Below are 14,287 nucleotides of genomic sequence, written 5' to 3' on the forward strand. Positions count from 1 at the left end.
CATCGGGCAACAGGTGAGGCCCGGAGACCGAGGCCAATTGTCGCAAGAGGGAGAATTCCCCCCGTGTCGTTCCTCGAATTGAAAAACATCACCAAGCGTTACGGCCCGCTGACCGCGGTCGGCGATGTCTCGCTGTCGGTGGAAAAGGGGGAGTTCGTCTCTCTGCTCGGCCCCTCGGGCTGCGGCAAGACCACGACCCTGCAGATGATCGCCGGTTTCGTGGAACCGTCGGCCGGCACCATCCGGCTGGACGGACGCGACATCACGCGGGCCAAGGCGAACAGCCGCGGGCTGGGCATCGTGTTCCAGAGCTACGCGCTGTTCCCGCATATGACCGTGTTCGACAATGTCAGCTTCGGCCTGGAGATGCAGCGCGTGCCCAAGGGCGAGCGCAAGCCCCGCGTCGAAGAGGCGCTGTCGCTGGTCCACCTGTCCCCCTATGCCAAGCGCTATCCGCGCGAACTGTCGGGCGGCCAGCGCCAGCGCGTGGCGCTGGCCCGCGCCCTGGTCATCCGCCCGCCGGTCCTGCTGCTGGACGAGCCGCTGTCGAACCTGGACGCCAAGCTGCGCGAGGCGATGCAGTTCGAACTGCGCGAGATTCAGCGCAAGGTCGGCACCACCACGGTCATGGTCACCCACGATCAGGCCGAGGCCTTCTCGATCAGCGACCGCGTCGTGGTGATGGAGGCCGGGCGCATCACCCAGATCGACCAGCCCTATCGCATCTACGAGCATCCGGAGACGGAGTTCATCTCCCGCTTCGTCGGCAAGACCAACCTGCTGCCGGGCAAGGTGACCACGGCCACCGGTGCGGGCGCCACGGTGTCTTTGGCCGGCATCGCCGTGCCGGTCGAAGCCGCCGGCCTGTCGGTGGGCGAGACGGTGACGCTGTGCATCCGGCCGGAGAAACTGCACCTGACCGCCCCGGCGAACGGGCTGCTGACCGGCCGTGTCGCCGACCGCTTCTTCCTGGGCAGCCAGTGGCTCTATCACATCGACGGGCCGCTCGGCACGCTGATGGTGGTGACGCCGAATGACGGCTCCACCCCGGCGGAGCCGGGTGCGAGCGTTGGGCTGGACTGGTCGCCGTCGGTCGTGCGCGTCCATCGCGGCGCCATGGCGGAGGCGCCCGACGTGGCGCTCGAGGTGACGGGATGAGCGCAACCCTTCCCGATGCCGCCCCGGCCTCGCCGGGCGAGGAAACGCCTGAACGCAGTTTCCCCACCGCGCCGCTGTTCCTGTCGGCGCCGGCTGTCCTGCTGTTCTCGGCGCTGGTGCTGATTCCGCTGTTCCTGACGGCTTTGCTGTCCTTCAACCAGTTCGACTATGCGACCGGGCGCACCGGCGGCTTCACGCTGGAGCATTACCTGTCGGTCCTGACCGACGAGTATTACCTGGAAATCTTCCTGCGCACCTTCCGGATATCGGCGCTGGCGACCGCCATCTGCGTGGTAATCGGCGTGCCGGAGGCCTACATCCTCAGCCGGATGACCAACCCCTGGCGCTCGATCTTCCTGCTGGTGATCCTGGCGCCGCTGCTGGTCTCCGTCGTGGTGCGCGCCTTCGGCTGGAGCATGCTGCTGGGGCCGGAAGGGCCGGTGAACGCCGCGCTGATGGCGTTCGGCATCGGCCGCATGCGGTTGCTCTACACCGAAGGCACGGTGATCGTGGCCCTGGTCCACGTCATGCTGCCCTTCATGGTCATCCCGGTCTGGACCTCGCTGCAGAAGCTGGATCCGGCGGTGGAGCAGGCGGCGCTGTCCTTTGGCGCCTCGCGCGGCACGGCCATCGTCCGGGTGGTGGCGCCGCAGATCCTCCCCGGCATCCTGTCGGGAAGCCTGATCGTCTTCGGCCTCAGCGCCAGCGCCTTCGCCATTCCCGGCCTGCTCGGCGGGCGGCGGCTGAAGATGGTCGCGACGGTGGTCTACGACCAGTATCTCAGCGACCTGAACTGGCCGATGGGGGCCGCGGTCGCCGCATTGCTGCTGATCGCCAACCTGATCGTCATGCTGACCTACCACCGTCTGGTGGAAGGCCATTACCGCCGCCGGCTGGGGTGAGGACGCCATGACCCGCAACGGACCCGTCGCCCTGATCTTCCACACTCTGGTCGTCATCTTCATGCTGGCGCCGCTGGCGATCGTCTGCCTCGTCGCCTTCACGCCCGAGAATACGCTGTCGCTGCCGACCAACGGCTTCTCGCTGCGCTGGTTCGACGCGGTGTTCCATCACCCGGACTTCGTCCAGTCCTTCTGGAACAGCCTGTGGCTGGCGGTGCTGTCGGCGACGCTGGCGGTGGTGCTGGCGGTTCCGGCCTCCCTCGCCATCACGCGCTGGGAGTTTCCCGGCCGCGGCTTCCTCAATGCGCTGTTCCTGTCGCCGCTGATCATCCCGCATCTGGTGCTGGGCGTCGCCATGCTGCGGCTGTTCGCCATCGTCGGCGCCACGGGCAGCTTCGGCTGGCTGGTTGCGGCGCACATCGTGATCGTTACGCCCTATGTCATGCGCCTGCTGATCGCCGCGATTTCCGGCTTCGACCGCAGCGTGGAGCAGGCCGCCTTCTCGCTCGGGGCCAGCGAGGCCACCGTGTTCCGCCGCGTCACCCTGCCGATGATCCTGCCCGGCGTCACCGGCGGCTGGCTGATCGCCTTCATCAACAGCTTCGACGAGCTGACCATGTCCATCTTCATCACCTCGCCGTCCACGGTGACGCTGCCGGTGCGGATGTACATGTACGCCACCGAATCCATCGACCCGATGATGGCGGCGGTTTCGGCGCTGATCATCGGCATCACCGCGGTCGCCGTGCTTCTGCTCGACCGCGTCTATGGGTTGGACCGCATCCTGGTCGGCCAGCACTGAGTTCCCGTTCCGGCCGTCCTTTCTCTTCGGAGACCAGTCATCATGGCTTTGCTGCAGCGTGTGGCCGAACAGGGCCGGCGCGTGGTCCGATTTACCCTCGACGGGCGCCCGGTCGAGGCGCTGGAGGGCGACACCGTCATGACCGCCATGCTCACCAATGGCGAGCGGCTGCGCCGGACGGAGTTTGCCGACAGCCCGCGTGCCGGCTTCTGCATGATGGGCGCCTGCCAGGATTGCTGGGTGCGGACGGAGGAGGGCGAGCGCCTGCGCGCCTGCGGCACCTTCATCGCCGACGGCATGCGCCTTGTGAGCGGCGGGGAGTGGACGTCGTGAGCGAAACTCTCCCTCCCGTCATCGTCGGCGCCGGCCCGGCCGGCATCCGCGCCGCGGAGCGGCTGGTCGCCGCCGGACTGCGTCCGGTGGTGGTCGACGAGGCGGCGCGCTGGGGCGGCCAGATCTATCGCCAGCCACCGGATGGCGGCTTCACCCGGCCGAAGAAGGCTCTGTACGGCTTCGAAGCGGGCAAGGCCGACGCGGTCCACCGCGCCATGGCGGCCATCCGTGACCGCGTCGACTACCGCCCGCGCACGCTGGTTTGGAACTGCGAGGCGGGTGCGCTCGACCTGCTGTGCGACGGGGCGAGCGAGGCCTTGCCCTTCAGTCACCTGATCCTGGCGACGGGCGCCACCGACCGCGTGCTGCCCTTCCCCGGCTGGACGCTGCCCGGCGTCTTCACGCTGGGCGGCTCGCAGGTGGCGTTGAAGTTCCAGGGCTGCGCCGTCGGCCGGCGGGTGGCCTTCCTCGGCACCGGGCCGCTGCTCTATCTGGTCGCCTACCAGTATCTGAAGGCCGGGGTCGAGGTGGCGGGGGTGTTCGACACCACGCCCTTCGCCGTCCAGGCCCGCGCCACCGCCGGCATGCTGCGCGATGCGGCCACGCTGGCGAAGGGGCTGCTGTATGTCGGCTGGCTGCGCGCCCATGGCGTGCCGATCCACAACGGCGTCCGCCCGGTGCGTGCGGAGGGAGCCGAACGGGTCAATGCGCTGGTCTGGCGCGATGCACAGGGGCAGGAGCGGCGCACGCCCTGCGACGCCGTCGCCTTTGGCCTTGGACTGCGGTCGGAGACCCAGCTGGCTGACCTTGCCGGCTGCCGGTTCCGTTTTGATGAAGCCGACCGCGCGTGGCTGCCGGAGCGGGACGGGGCAGGGCGTAGCTCGGTTCCCGGTGTCTATCTGGCCGGTGACGGCAGCGGCATTTCCGGTGCCGATGCGGCGGAACTGGCGGGAGAGCGCGCGGCGCTGGCCGTGCTGGAGGATCTCGGCCGCCCGGTGGACGGCAAACGGGTGAAGGAGTTGGACGTTCGGCTCTTCCGCATCGCCGCCTTCCGCCGCAGCCTGTCGGCGGCCTTCCCCTTCCCGGCGGACTGGGCCGACGCCATCGCCGACGACACGATGATCTGCCGTTGCGAAGGCGTGACCGCCGGCGCCGTGCGCGAGGTCGCCCGCAGCGGACAAGCCCGCGAGATGAACCGCGCCAAGGCGCTGACCCGCGCCGGCATGGGCCGCTGTCAGGGACGCATGTGCAGCGCCACCACGGCGGAACTGCTGTCCCGCACGCTCGGCACCGGTCCTGACGGGGTGGGGCGCCTGCGGGCGCAGCCCCCGATCAAGCCTCTCCCCATCGCGGCGACCATCCCCTCTCCCCCCCGCTCACGCGCAAACGAAGTTTGCGCTGACGCGACAGGCGGACCAGAGGTCCGCCGAAAGCGGGGAGAGGGTCAGGGTGAGGGGGATGCATCGCGAGGCGCCGGTCGGATATCTGCAGCGCCCCAAACCGCCAAAGACGCTCCGCCACGCGTCCCCCTCACCCAACCCTCTCCCCGGGGGGGAGAGGGCTTGTCTGGACGGGAGGTCGCGTGATGCGGGAACGGATCGAGTGCGATGTCGCCATTGTCGGCGGCGGGATCGTCGGCGGGTCGGCGGCGCTGTTCCTGCGGCAGGCTGGCCTGTCGGTGACCTTGCTGGAGCGCGACTGGTGCGGCGCCAAGGCGAGCGGCGTCAATTTCGGCGGTGTGCGCCGACAGGGGCGCCCGCTGGAGCAGCTGCCGCTGTCCCAGCGCGCCCACGCCATCTGGGGCCGCCTGCCGGAGCTGCTGGGCACCGATGCCGAATACATCCGCTCCGGCCATCTGAAGCTGGCCCGTAGCGAGCCCGACCTTGAGTCGCTGATCGCCTATCGCGAGCGCAGCCAGGGCTTCGGCCTGGGGCTGGAGATCATCGTCGGCGAGGAGTTCCGCCGCCGCTGGCCGGCGCTGGGCGACCGCGCCATCGGCGGGTCGCTCTGTCCGGAGGATGGCCACGCCAACCCCCGCCTCGTCTCCCCCGCCTTCGCCCGCGCCGCTGCGGCGCTGGGGGCCGTGGTGCGCGAGCAGACGCCGGTCGACCGGGTGGAGAAGGACGGCGACCGCTTCGTCCTGCTGAGCGGCGATGCCCTGGAAGTCCGCGCCCGCTTCCTGCTGAACACCGCCGGCGCCTGGTCCTGGCGGGTGGCGGAGGCGTTCGGCGAGCCGGTGCCGCTGGAATCGCTCCACCCCAACATGGCGGTGACGGAGCCGCTGCCCCGCTTCCTCGACGTCAACATCGGGGTGGAGGGCGGCGGCGTCTATGGCCGGCAGGTGCCGCGCGGCAACATGGTGGTCGGCGGCGGGCGCGGCTTTGCGCTGGACGCCGACCGCGCCCGGCCGCAGCGCGACGCCGTGCTGACCCTGATGCGCGACGCGGCGGAGTTGTTCCCGCAGCTGCGCCACGCCCACGTCATCCGCTGCTGGACCGGGGTGGAGGGCTATACGCCCGACCGCAACCCGATCATCGGCCCCAGCCGCACCACGCCCGGCCTGTTCCACGCCTTCGGCTTCTCCGGCGCCGGTTTCCAGATCGGACCCGGCGTCGGCCAGACGCTGGCCGAACTGGTCACCAGCGGCGAGACGCCGATGCCGCTGGAGGCTTTCCGCATCGACCGCTTTTCACCGACCGCTTAAGACTTCACCCGAGACTTCACCCCTTGGCCCATTGGAGGACATGCATGCCCAGCTTGCGTACCCTGTCGCTCACCGGTCTCGCCACGGTTGCCATCACGGCGGCCGCCGCGCTCTCCACCCCCGCCGCCGCCCAGACCAAGACGGTCTATATCGGCATGAACGGCGGCACGATGGAGAAGACCTACACCGAGCATGTCTTCCCCGCCTTCGAGAAGGCGACCGGCATCAAGGTGGTGGTGGTTCCCGGCACCTCGTCCGACATCCTGGCCAAGTTGCAGGCGCAGAAGGACAATCCGCAGATGCACGTCGTCTTCCTGGACGACGGGCTGATGTACCGCGCGATCGGCATGGGCCTGTGCCAGAAGATGGACAGCTCGCCGGTGCTGAACGACGTCTATCCGTCGGCGCGCATGAAGGGCGACATGGCCGTCGGCGTGAACATGGGCATGACCGGGCTGGCCTATAACAAGGCGATGTTCGACGAGAAGGGCTGGGCGCCGCCGACCAGCTGGATGGATCTGGCCGATCCCAAGTACAAGGGCAAGGTCGTCGTCCAGTCGGCCGCCAGCAGTTCCTTCGGCCTGCATGCCTTTCTGATGTACAACCGCATCAAGGGCGGCACCGAGGCGAACGTCGATCCGGGCTTCACCACCTGGCGCAAGACCATCGGCCCCAACGTGCTGGAATACATCCCCAGCTCCGCCAAGATCGCCGAGATGGTGCAGACCAACGAGGCGGCGATCTTCCCGCTGACCCCGACCGGCGTCGGCAGCCTGAAGGCCAAGGGCATCCCGGTCGAATATGCCCAGCCGAAGGAAGGCTCGGTCGTGCTGATGGTCGGCGAATGCGTCGTCGCCAAGAACCCGGACAACGAGGCCGCGCAGAAGCTCGCCGCTTATCTGCTGGGGCCGGAGGCGCAGCTCGCCGCCCTGCAGTACGGCGCGCAGATTCCGTCGAACACCAAGGTCACGGCGCCGGCCGACGTCGCCGACGAGATGAACAAGTTCCAGGGCTACATGAAGAACGCCGTCACGGTGGACTGGGACGTCATCAACGAGAAGCGCCCCGACTGGAACCAGCGCTGGAACAAGGAAATCGAACGGTAATCAGGGCATGAAAAAGGGGGGCGCCGAAAGCGCCCCCCGATTTGTATTCCGCAGCTGGTTATTCGGCAGCCATCGCGGCGCGGCGCTGGGCCTCGCGGGTCTGGCGGCCTTCCTTCAGCTTTTCCGACAGCAGGAAGGCCAGTTCCAGCGACTGGCTGGCGTTCAGGCGCGGATCGCAGGCGGTGTGGTAGCGCAGCGCCAGATTGTGGTCGGTGATGGCCTGGGCGCCGCCCGTGCACTCCGTCACATCCTGGCCGGTCAGCTCGAAATGCACGCCGCCGGCATGGGTGCCTTCGGCCTGATGCACCTCGAAGAAGCCGCGCGCCTCGGCCAGCACCCGCTCGACGGGGCGGGTCTTGTAGCCGGTGGTCGACTTGATCGTGTTGCCGTGCATCGGGTCGCAGGACCACACCACGGTGCGGCCTTCGCGCTGGACCTTGCGCAGCAGTGGCGGGAACTTCTCCGCCACCTTGTCGGAGCCCATGCGCACGATCAGCGTCAGGCGCCCGGCCTCGTTGGTCGGGTTCAGGATGTCGATCAGGCGGATCAGCTCGTCCGGGTCGGTGGTCGGGCCGCACTTCAGGCCGATCGGGTTCTTCACGCCGCGCAGGAACTCGACATGGGCGCCGTCGGGCTGGCGGGTGCGGTCGCCGATCCACAGCATGTGGGCCGACACGTCGTACCAGTCGCCGGTGGTGCTGTCGACGCGGGTCAGCGCCTGCTCGAAGGGCAGCAGCAGCGCCTCGTGGCTGGTGAAGAAGTCGGTCTCGCGCAGCTGCGGCGTGGTCTCCGCGGTGATGCCGCAGGCGGCCATGAAGGCCAGCGTCTCGTCCAGGCGGTTGGCCAGCTCCTGGAAATGCTCGCCGGCCGGCGACTTCTCGACGAAGCTCAGCGTCCACTGATGGACCTTGTGCAGGTCGGCGTAACCGCCCTGGGCGAAGGCGCGCAGCAGGTTCAGCGTCGCGGCGGCCTGGGTGTAGGCCTGCATCATGCGCTCCGGATCGGGAACGCGGGCGTCGCTGGTGAAGTCGAAGCCGTTGATGATGTCGCCGCGGTAGGACGGCAGCTCAACCCCGTCGATCGCCTCCATGTCGGCCGAGCGCGGCTTGGCGAACTGGCCGGCCATGCGGCCGACCTTGATGACCGGGATCGAGGCGCCGAAGGTCAGCACCACGGCCATCTGCAGCAGGACGCGGAAGGTGTCGCGGATGTTGTTGGGGTGGAACTCGGCGAAGCTCTCGGCGCAGTCGCCGCCCTGAAGCAGGAAGGCCTGGCCGGCGGCGGCGTCGGCCAGCTTGGCCTTCAGCCGGCGGGCCTCGCCGGCGAAGACGAGCGGCGGATAGGAGGACAGGCGCTGTTCGACCGCCTCGACCTTCGACTGGTCGGGATAAGTCGGCAACTGCTTCGCCGGTTTCGTCCTCCAACTGGCGGGTGTCCAACGCTCGACCATGACGCGCCTGCTCTTCCTTGACGATTGCGGAACGGGGGCCGGGCGGGCGGCGAACGACCGGCGGCGAGACCCGTGGGGGGTACTCTATAGCGCGACTCGCGGTAACTTTTCCACAGTTTCGGCCCGCCTGCCGGCAATGCTGTGCCATCGGGACAGGTCGCCTGCCACCGTGGGTGATTTCAGATGAAAGGAACTTCGCCTCGCCCCTGAAATATATGGGCCGCTGGCGGCGCGTGGCCGCGGCCAGTATACATCGGGGGCAACCGACCACGCCCGAGAGGAGCCTCCCCGGTGAAAGCGACATCCTGGCGGGCAAAGCGCCTGTCCTCCTGGGGGCAGGCCCTGTCCGTCTACCGCGACCCGCGCGTGCTGGCGATCCTGTTCCTGGGCTTCTCCGAAGGGCTGCCGCTGGCGCTGACCGGCGCCACGCTGAATGTCTGGCTGACCGAACAGGGCGTCAGCCGCACCAACATCGGGCTGTTCGCGCTGGTCACCATGCCCTATGCGCTGAAGTTCCTGTGGGCGCCGCTGATCGACCGGTTGCGGTTGCCGGTGGTGACGCGGCTGTTCGGGCGGCGGCGCGGCTGGGCGTTGACGGCGCAGGCGGCGCTGATCGCGGCGCTGCTGGGGCTGGGCACCACCGATCCGGGGCAGGACCTGTGGTGGACGGCGATGTGCGCCGTGCTGGTCGCCTTCTGCTCGGCCAGCCAGGACATCGTCGTCGATGCCTATCGGGTCGAGGTGCTGGAGGAGCATCAGCAGGCCGCCGGTGCCGCGGTGCTGGTGCTGGGCTATCGCTTCGGCATGATGGCGGCGGGGGCGGGCGCGCTCTACATCGCGCAGTATCACGGCTGGCGCACGGCCTACGAGGTGATGGCGGCGCTGGTTCTGGTCGGCATGGCCACCATCCTGCTGTGCCGCGAGCCGAAGGAGCCGCCGCCCAGCGCCCGCGAAAGGCTGATCGCGGAGTGGCTGGGTCACCGGCCGCATCTGTCGGGCCGCAGCGCCGTCGTGCTCGCCTGGATTTACGGAGCGGTGGTGGCGCCCTTCGCCCAATTCATGGAGCGGCGCGGCTGGGTGGTGATCCTGGCCTTCATCGCCAGCTACAAGCTGGGGGAGGTGCTGGCCGGGCAGATGTCCTCGACCTTCTACATCAGCCTGGGCTTCACCAAGGTGGAGATCGCCAACGTCAGCAAGCTGTTCGGGCTGTGGGCGACCATCGCCGGCGGGTTGCTGGGCGGGTTGCTGGTGGGCAAGGTCGGGGTTCTGCGCGGCCTGATGATCGGCGGCATCCTGCAGATGGTGTCGAACCTGGGCTATGTCGTGCTGGCCTGGAACGGCAACGACGTGTCGACCCTGGCGATGACGGTGGCGGTGGAGAATGTCTGTGCCGGCATCGCGACGGCGGCCTTCGTCGCCTATCTGTCCAGCCTGTGCAACGTCGCCTACACCGCGACCCAGTACGCGCTGCTGTCCAGCCTTTACAAGCTGGGTGGCGACCTGTTCGGCGCCTCCTCCGGCTGGCTGGCGGAGCGGATGGACTGGGTCAGCTTCTTCCTGTTGTCGATGGCCGGCGCCGTTCCGGCCCTGTGCCTGCTGATCTGGCTGATGGGCCTGCACCGCCGCGAAGAAGAGGCGGCCGTCCCCGCCCAGTGACGGGGACGGCGATGCCGGAGCCGCTTAGCGGCTGCCGGTGGTCGTCTTGGTCTTGCCGGCGCCCGGGCCCGCGCCCAGGTCGGCGCCGGTGGTCGGATCGGAGTCCGGCTTCGACATGGTGCGGGCGGCCACGGCGTTGACCGCCGCCAGTTCCGACGCGGCGAGCTTGACCGTCGGGTTGCCGTCGCCGCCATTGACCGGGGCGTCGCCCATCTTGACGTCGACGAACTCCCACTGGGCGCCCTGGTTCCAGGGGCCGCGCATGTCGCCTTCGCCCTGGCTCATGTTGTAATACTTGTCGGTGTATTCCGGCTTGCCCGGCAGCTTGCCCGGCGGGAAGTTGTTGTCGATCGCGTAAAGCGCCTTCTCGAAGCTCTTCTGGTGGGCGATCTCGCGGGTCATCAGGAAGCCCAGCGCATCCTTCACGCCCGGATCGTCGGTGACGTTGATGAGGCGCTCGTAAATGATCTTGGCGCGCGCTTCCGCGGCGACGTTGGAGCGCAGGTCGGCCGTCGGCTCGCCGATGCTGTCGATGTAGCCGCCGGTCCACAGCTGCCCGGCCGAATTCACCAGCGCCGGACCGCCGCCATACAGCAGCGACAGGGTGTGGCTGCCGTTGCCCTGGGTGATGTTGGCGTACAGGTCGGCGGTCGCCTCCGCACCTTCGGCCAGCTTGCCCTTGGCGCCCTTGGTCAGCATGGCGACGATGGAGCCGATGACCTCCAGGTGGCTCAACTCCTCGGTCGCGATGTCGATCAGCATGTCCTTGCGGCCCGGATCCTCGTCGGCCAGACCCTGGGTGAAGTAGCGCATGGCCGCGGCAAGCTCGCCCTGCGGGCCGCCGAACTGCTCAAGCATGAGGCTAGCGAGCACCGGGTTCGGCTCCGACACGCGAACCGTGTACATGAGCTTTTTGTTATGCATGAACATGCGAGGGACTCCTCCTGCGTCTGATGGCCCGCTATGCAGGGGCCGCGGATCGGCGCGACCGGGTCCGGACCGGATCGCTCCCTGTCCTCAACCGAGGATCTTTAGAAGCGTTCCAGGACGAATGCCTGTTTCGGAGTGCTATGCCGGATGGATCCCAAGCGCGGCAGGAAGGACTGTCTTCCGTATAGAAGGCGGCTGTGGTGCAAGGCGCCCATCCCGGTTTTCACGTCCGGGTGGGCGCCTTGGCCGATGAATGCTGCAGAGGCTTACTGCGCCTGGGCGCGGCAGGCTTCCAGAGCGGAGATCGCCTTGCGGGTATCGTCGAGGTAATAGGTGTAGGCGTAATCGTCGCTCTTGCCGTCGATCTCCATGTAAAGCTCGCGGCCGTTCATCAGGGCCTCGATCGCCTTGGAGGTTGCCGGAATACCGACGACGGCCATCGTCTTGTCGATGGCAGCGCCCGGAACCTTGTCGCTCCACTTCTTATCGACCGACAGGGAGACGGTGAGATCTTCCTTCTCCTTCAGCTTCCAGGCGGAATCACCGAAGATCAGCACCATCGCCTGACCCTTGTTCGTGTAGGCCAGGGCGATGGTGGCGGTGTCCTTGGAATCGGTCTTCCATTCCTGGCTAATGGCGCAGTCCTTGTCGATCTTGACGTCCCACACGCCGATCTTGGTCTGAGCGTGTGCAGTACCGATCGAGGCGAATGCCGCAACGCAGGCAGCCGCTGCAAAAATTCCGCGCATGTTCACAGTCATTCCCTGGGAAAATTGTTCGTACCACCATGGTAGGTACTACAATCGGGGTAGGTCCAGGGATTTCCTGTCCTTACACTGGAATGTAACGGGGCCATGAGCGGAGGAGTCCGATCATGGCCCGTTGCGGATAGCCCGCCACTGCGTTTCGGTACGGTTGACCGCTCAGATCTTCTTTTCCGGCTCCGCCTTCTCGCGCATCAGCACGAATTCCTCCGACGTGGAGGGGTGCAGCGCGATGGTGCGGTCGAAGTCGCGCTTGGTGGCGCCGCAGTTCATGGCGATTGCCATCGGCTGCATCATCTCCGGCGCATCCATGCCCATCATGTGGCAGCCCAGCACGCGCTGGCTTTCGCCGTCCACCACCAGCTTCATCAGCACCCGCTCATCGCGGCCGGACAGGGTGTGCTTCATCGGGCGGAAGCCGGCCTTGTAGATGTCGACCTGCGGGTATTTGGCACGGGCCTGCATCTCGGTCAGGCCGACGGTGCCCAGCGGCGGCAACGAGAACACCGCGGTCGGCACGTTGTCGTAGCCGATGTGCATCGGGTTGTCGTTGTACAGCGTTTCTGCCAGTGCCCGGCCCTCGGCGATGGCGATGGGGGTCAGCGCCATGCGGTCGGTGACGTCGCCGATGGCATAGATGCTGTCGACCGAGGTCCGCGACCACTCGTCCACCGGGATCGCGCCGGCCTCGTTCAGGGTGATGCCGACCTCTTCCAGGCCGAGATTCTTGGTGTTCGGGCGACGACCGGTGGCGGCCATCACCAGACCAGCGGAATGCTCGCGGCCCATATGGTCGGTCAGGGTATAGCCGCCGGGACCCTTTTCCAGCTTCGCCGGCTTGCAGCGCGAGATGATGTTGATGCCGCGCTTGCGCATCTCCTGCGCCAGCGCGACGCGGATGTCGTCGTCGAAGCCGTTCAGCAGGTCGTCGCCGCGGATCATCAGCGTCACTTCAGCGCCCAGCCCGCGGAAAATGCTGGCGAACTCCACGGCGATGTAGCCGCCGCCGATGATCAGGACGGAGTGGGGAAGCGTTTCCAGATGCAGCGCCTCGTTGGAGGTCGCAGCATGCTCCATCCCTTCCACCTGCGGCAGGGTCGGCCAGCCGCCGGTGGCGATCAGGATGTTGCGGGCGGTGTAGCGCTTGCCGTCCACCTCGACCGTGTGGGGGTCGATGATCCGGCCGAACCCTTCATACAGGGTGACGCCGGAGTTCTTCAGCATATTGATGTAGATGCCGTTCAGCCGGTCGATCTCGCGGTCCTTGCGCGCGATCAGCGTTTCCCAGTCGAAGGTCGGCGTGTGCGAGTTCCAGCCATAGCCGCAGGAATCCTCGAAGCCGTCGCGGAACTGCGCGGCGTAGACCAGCAGCTTCTTCGGCACGCAGCCGCGGATCACGCAGGTGCCGCCGACGCGGCTGCCCTCGCAGATCGCCACCTTGGCGCCGTAGGACGCCGCGCGCCGGCTGGCGGCGACGCCCCCGGACCCCGCCCCGATGGTGAAGAGGTCGAAATCGAACTCGGCCACGGCCGTCTCCTTCCGCAACTGGACCTTTAACCCACGAACGAATGTCGTCGGGCAGGATATGGGGTCGGGGCAGGCGTTGGGAAGCGCGCCCTCAGCGCAGCAGCATGTCCTGGATCAGCACTTGCCGAAGCTTCAGCGGACGCATGGTCTTGTTGGCGACGTAGCGCAGCGCGTCCTTGACATAGACCTGCCCCTCCGCCCCACGCAGTTCGGCCGGGTCGACCTCCAGCAGGCGCCGTTCGATGGCGTCCGCGATGCGCGGCAGATGCGGCGTGACCGTCTCCATCGGGGTCGACGGGTCGAATTCCAAGACGGCGCGCAGCCGCAGTTCCTGCAGCCGGCGACCGTCGTTGAGCGTGACCGTCAGGGTGGGCAGGGCGGCATAGACGGCCGGTGCCGCCTCGATGCGGGCAGGGGAATAGGCGCCCTGGGCGGGGGCCGGGCGCAGAAGCAGCGCACTGCCGATCCCGGCGCCGGCGAAAGCCAGCATCAGCCCCAGCAATGCCAGGACGATCCTGTTTCCGGTTCCATCGAAGGAGGGCAGGCTGCCTTGGCCGGCTTCGGCAGAGACTGATGTCTTGGTCATTCCGCCCTGCTGAGTTGCTGCCGCCGAACCGGTTCGAAAACTCTAGAAGCGCGGAAGTGGTAGGTCAAATAAAGGTATTTTATCTGGTTTTTTCTTTGATTGCCGACAGATGGACGGTGATTGACTGTGGGATTGCAGGGCAGCTTTCAAAAGCATTTGAGATTTTTCCCGGAGACCGGCCGCTGAATCCCCGCCGAAAAACGCAACGCAGCCATCCGCCGCGGGTTGATAGGGTGGGAAGCCTCTTCCCCCGACCGACCGGGGCGTATAATGCTGGGATTCCAACACAACCGGCCGGCTGCCCTGTCCGGTGGCCGGACCATCCATAACGAAGCACTGCAAAGCCATGCGCAGACACAGGCGCGGACA

At 67.4% G+C, this 14,287-nt stretch carries 13 protein-coding genes; 8 read left to right on the forward strand and 5 right to left on the reverse strand.

Annotation, left to right across the window (positions count from 1 at the left end):
• Positions 1-63: 63 nt before the first annotated feature.
• The 7 genes from TSH20_RS00970 to TSH20_RS01000 are packed head-to-tail and all read left to right on the forward strand — an operon-like array spanning position 64 to position 7,005.
• A complete protein-coding gene (locus tag TSH20_RS00970; protein WP_109072963.1) occupies positions 64-1,158 on the forward strand; it encodes an ABC transporter ATP-binding protein in 1,095 nt (364 codons plus the stop codon).
• Positions 1,155-2,060 carry an ABC transporter permease gene (locus tag TSH20_RS00975; RefSeq protein WP_109072964.1) on the forward strand — a complete coding sequence of 302 codons (906 nt, stop codon included), beginning with the start codon at positions 1,155-1,157 and terminating at the stop codon, positions 2,058-2,060. The genes TSH20_RS00970 and TSH20_RS00975 overlap by 4 nt, the downstream gene beginning before the upstream one ends.
• Positions 2,061-2,067: 7 nt before the next feature.
• Entirely contained in the window at positions 2,068-2,862 is a 795-nt protein-coding gene (locus TSH20_RS00980; RefSeq protein WP_109072965.1) for an ABC transporter permease, read from the forward strand.
• A gap of 42 nt (positions 2,863-2,904) precedes the next feature.
• Positions 2,905-3,195 (forward strand): (2Fe-2S)-binding protein, encoded by a 291-nt coding sequence (locus TSH20_RS00985; RefSeq protein ID WP_109072966.1) that lies wholly within the window; start codon positions 2,905-2,907, stop codon positions 3,193-3,195.
• On the forward strand, positions 3,192-4,781 hold the full coding sequence (locus TSH20_RS00990; RefSeq protein WP_348770390.1) for an NAD(P)/FAD-dependent oxidoreductase: 1,590 nt from the start codon (positions 3,192-3,194) through the stop codon (positions 4,779-4,781). Before TSH20_RS00985 ends, TSH20_RS00990 begins: the two co-directional genes overlap by 4 nt.
• Positions 4,781-5,899, forward strand: coding sequence for an FAD-binding oxidoreductase (locus tag TSH20_RS00995; protein WP_109072968.1), 1,119 nt, complete (start codon positions 4,781-4,783; stop codon positions 5,897-5,899). Before TSH20_RS00990 ends, TSH20_RS00995 begins: the two co-directional genes overlap by 1 nt.
• 44 nt (positions 5,900-5,943) lie before the next feature.
• Positions 5,944-7,005 (forward strand): ABC transporter substrate-binding protein, encoded by a 1,062-nt coding sequence (locus tag TSH20_RS01000; RefSeq protein WP_109072969.1) that lies wholly within the window; start codon positions 5,944-5,946, stop codon positions 7,003-7,005.
• Positions 7,006-7,063: 58 nt separating this feature from the next.
• Here TSH20_RS01000 and TSH20_RS01005 read toward each other — a convergent pair whose 3' ends face one another.
• On the reverse strand, positions 7,064-8,455 hold the full coding sequence (locus TSH20_RS01005) for a 3-deoxy-7-phosphoheptulonate synthase class II (protein WP_109072970.1): 1,392 nt from the start codon (positions 8,453-8,455) through the stop codon (positions 7,064-7,066).
• 291 nt (positions 8,456-8,746) lie between these two features.
• Here TSH20_RS01005 and TSH20_RS01010 point away from each other — a divergent pair, with 291 nt between their 5' ends.
• Positions 8,747-10,111 (forward strand): AmpG family muropeptide MFS transporter, encoded by a 1,365-nt coding sequence (locus TSH20_RS01010; protein ID WP_109072971.1) that lies wholly within the window; start codon positions 8,747-8,749, stop codon positions 10,109-10,111.
• A gap of 24 nt (positions 10,112-10,135) precedes the next feature.
• Here TSH20_RS01010 and TSH20_RS01015 read toward each other — a convergent pair whose 3' ends face one another.
• The 4 genes from TSH20_RS01015 to TSH20_RS01030 all read right to left on the reverse strand — a co-directional run bounded on the left by TSH20_RS01015 (position 10,136) and on the right by TSH20_RS01030 (position 13,918).
• Positions 10,136-11,041 (reverse strand): manganese catalase family protein, encoded by a 906-nt coding sequence (locus tag TSH20_RS01015; protein WP_109072972.1) that lies wholly within the window; start codon positions 11,039-11,041, stop codon positions 10,136-10,138.
• Between the two features lie 266 nt (positions 11,042-11,307).
• A complete protein-coding gene (locus TSH20_RS01020; protein ID WP_109072973.1) occupies positions 11,308-11,790 on the reverse strand; it encodes a hypothetical protein in 483 nt (160 codons plus the stop codon).
• Positions 11,791-11,964: 174 nt separating this feature from the next.
• Entirely contained in the window at positions 11,965-13,332 is a 1,368-nt protein-coding gene (gene gor / locus TSH20_RS01025) for a glutathione-disulfide reductase (protein WP_109072974.1), read from the reverse strand.
• A gap of 91 nt (positions 13,333-13,423) precedes the next feature.
• Positions 13,424-13,918 (reverse strand): flagellar basal body-associated FliL family protein, encoded by a 495-nt coding sequence (locus TSH20_RS01030; protein ID WP_109072975.1) that lies wholly within the window; start codon positions 13,916-13,918, stop codon positions 13,424-13,426.
• Between the last annotated feature and the right edge of the window lie 369 nt (positions 13,919-14,287).

Source organism: Azospirillum sp. TSH20, assembly GCF_003115935.1.
Classification (GTDB): Bacteria; Pseudomonadota; Alphaproteobacteria; order Azospirillales; family Azospirillaceae; genus Azospirillum.

Coding starts and splice junctions, on each gene's coding strand:
- TSH20_RS00975 (WP_109072964.1), top strand. CDS start 1,155: ATGAGCGCAACCCTTCCCGATGCCGCCCCGGCCTCGCCGGGCGAGGAA.
- TSH20_RS00980 (WP_109072965.1), top strand. CDS start 2,068: ATGACCCGCAACGGACCCGTCGCCCTGATCTTCCACACTCTGGTCGTC.
- TSH20_RS00985 (WP_109072966.1), top strand. CDS start 2,905: ATGGCTTTGCTGCAGCGTGTGGCCGAACAGGGCCGGCGCGTGGTCCGA.
- TSH20_RS00995 (WP_109072968.1), top strand. CDS start 4,781: ATGCGGGAACGGATCGAGTGCGATGTCGCCATTGTCGGCGGCGGGATC.
- TSH20_RS01000 (WP_109072969.1), top strand. CDS start 5,944: ATGCCCAGCTTGCGTACCCTGTCGCTCACCGGTCTCGCCACGGTTGCC.
- TSH20_RS01005 (WP_109072970.1), bottom strand. CDS start 8,455: ATGGTCGAGCGTTGGACACCCGCCAGTTGGAGGACGAAACCGGCGAAG.
- TSH20_RS01015 (WP_109072972.1), bottom strand. CDS start 11,041: ATGTTCATGCATAACAAAAAGCTCATGTACACGGTTCGCGTGTCGGAG.
- TSH20_RS01020 (WP_109072973.1), bottom strand. CDS start 11,790: ATGCGCGGAATTTTTGCAGCGGCTGCCTGCGTTGCGGCATTCGCCTCG.
- TSH20_RS01030 (WP_109072975.1), bottom strand. CDS start 13,918: ATGACCAAGACATCAGTCTCTGCCGAAGCCGGCCAAGGCAGCCTGCCC.